This is a genomic window from Streptomyces hygroscopicus subsp. hygroscopicus, assembly GCF_001553455.1.
In the GTDB taxonomy this organism is placed as follows: Bacteria; Actinomycetota; Actinomycetes; order Streptomycetales; family Streptomycetaceae; genus Streptomyces; species Streptomyces hygroscopicus.
On record NZ_BBOX01000259.1, the window covers coordinates 1 to 2,199 of the forward strand.

The 2,199-nt window shown below is 70.7% G+C and carries 2 protein-coding genes; both read right to left on the minus strand.

Annotated features, from left to right (window positions below; genetic code table 11):
• Positions 1–375: 375 nt before the first annotated feature.
• A complete protein-coding gene (locus AXW62_RS24960; protein WP_030833263.1) occupies positions 376–639 on the minus strand; it encodes a hypothetical protein in 264 nt (87 codons plus the stop codon).
• Positions 640–994: 355 nt separating this feature from the next.
• Positions 995–1,801 carry an SGNH/GDSL hydrolase family protein gene (locus AXW62_RS24965; RefSeq protein WP_060946476.1) on the minus strand — a complete coding sequence of 269 codons (807 nt, stop codon included), beginning with the start codon at positions 1,799–1,801 and terminating at the stop codon, positions 995–997.
• Positions 1,802–2,199: the final 398 nt, after the last annotated feature.

The window sequence follows — 2,199 nt, forward strand, 5'->3', positions numbered from 1 at the left end:
GCCGTCTCGTCGCGTACGTCGTCGACGCCGTCGTCGCGGTCGGGTGGGCGGCCGCGNGCGAGCGGCCGCGACGGCGAAGTACGGCTTCCTCCGCACGCGGGCCCGGCCCCTCGGACTCGGCTGGCCCTCGGGCTCGGCTGTCCTTCGGACTCGGCCGCCCCTCGGGCCCGGTCGCCTCCCGGATGCGGCCCGCCTCCGAGAGCGCCGCCACCGGCCAGGGCCGTGCGCTGGGTGCGGCCGGTCAGACCTCTTGTCGGCATCCCACAGCGACAGCGATGTGGGGTGGATCGCAGCACGGACTCACCGGCTGGAGCGAACCGGATGACCCCGTGCCTGCCCGGGATGACGAACGAAGACGCCTACGGGCCGGCTGGATCAGCCGTGGTTGCCGAACAGCGAACGGCGCAGCCGACGCAGCGGCGCGAACAGCGACACCCGCGCACCCCGGCTGTTCCTCGCACGCGCGTGGTCGCGTGCGATCAGCTCCTGCATCAGCACCGCCGCGCTCTCCGCCTCCCGCTGGGGGACGGCAGGGCCGCCCATCACCGCGAGGTGACGCTCGAGCCGCGCGCTGGACGCACCGCTTCCGCATTTGATGGCAGGCACTCGTGGCCTGCTCCGTACCGTTATCTGCTCCATGACACTCCCCACCCGTACGAGGGCACCCGCCCCGGGCAGAGTAACCCTACCTCCCCGAGCCGTCACCCACGCATCCCAGGTTCCGGATTCACCACCACGTCAAGGGTGTTGACGATATCTATCACGCGCAAACACGTTCCCGGGCCGACCGGTCCGTCCGTCCGCCGGGCCCGGACAGCCGCTCGAAGGACCGCTCCGACAAGCGTGCGAAGGGCCTACGGGACCCGCCGACGGACGGCGGCAGGGACTGCGGCGGGGACGGCGGGGACGGCACGGGCGGCGCGGCGCCACCACGGCCCGCGAGGAGGCCCCGGCTGCCGGGGCCTCCTCCTCTGCGCGTGGTGGCGCGGAGCGATCAGGCGGCTGCGCTGAAGACCGGGAGGTAGCCGCCGGACTGCCCGGCGGCGGTGGGGTGGTAGGACTCGTCGACGGGGAGGGTGACGCTGTTCAGCCACGCGCTGCCGGAGCAGATCTCGTGCCCGGTGAAGGCCGTGGCGACGTCGCCGAAGCTGAAGCCGTGGTCGGCGGCGCGCTTGGCGGTGACGGAGTTGAGCAGATCGGCGCCGCTGTTGATCGCGGCGCGCTCGGTCTCGCTGAGGCCCACCACGCAGGTGCCGCTCAGCTTGTAGAAGCGCGGGTAGCCGAGGACGACGACATGCGCGGACGGGGCCTTGGCGCGGATGGCGTCGTAAACCTGGTCCAGCCTGCCGGGCAGGGTGTTCTGGACGAACGTCTTGGCGCTGTTGACCGCGCTGACGCACGCGGACTCGGACTGCAGCACACAGGTGGTCATGATGTCGGCGAAACCGGCGTCGTTGCCGCCGATGGAGATGGAGACGAGGCCGGTGCCGGAGCCCAGCGGACCCAGCTGGTTGTTCAGCACGTCGCTGGTCTTGGCACCGGAGCAGGCGGTGAAGTTGAAGCTGGCGGGGGCGTGCGAGGCGGCCCAGAGCGCGGGATACGCCTTCGTGCTGCGCTTGCAGCTGCCGCTGGCACTGTCGTAGCTGCCCGCGCCGACGCCGGAGGAGTAGGAGTCGCCCAGCGCCACATAGGCGGGGCCCGCGCTGTTCTCGGTGGCATGGGCTGCGCCGGCCCCGGTGAGGGCGAGGACGGCGCCGACGACGAACGCACCCACCGTCGCCGTGAGTCTGGACAGTTTCATTCGATCTCCCTAGCAGGATCACTGCTGTGCCGATATGAGGCGCGATGGCCCGAGAAATGAGCAATCGCGTTCGAAACCGTCAGTCACGCCGCGTGGTTCGTTTCAGCGATGTGACATGGCTATGTCATGCCGCTCAAGCCACGGATCTATGCGGGTAGTTGGCAATTATCTTTCGATACGCGGCCGATACCGTCATAGGGCAGCCGGTATCCGGATGAGTTGCCACACACTTCCGGACACCGCCCGGTGCACCGCCGACGCGTACCGCATGACCAGCCCCGAGGGGCGCCCAACCCCAGTCACGCCCGTGCTCGCGGGCGCCCGCACCGGCCATCGACGGCACGTGGCACGCGGCACGCCGACACGCCATCTCGGCGTGTCCTCGGCAGGCGTGACGC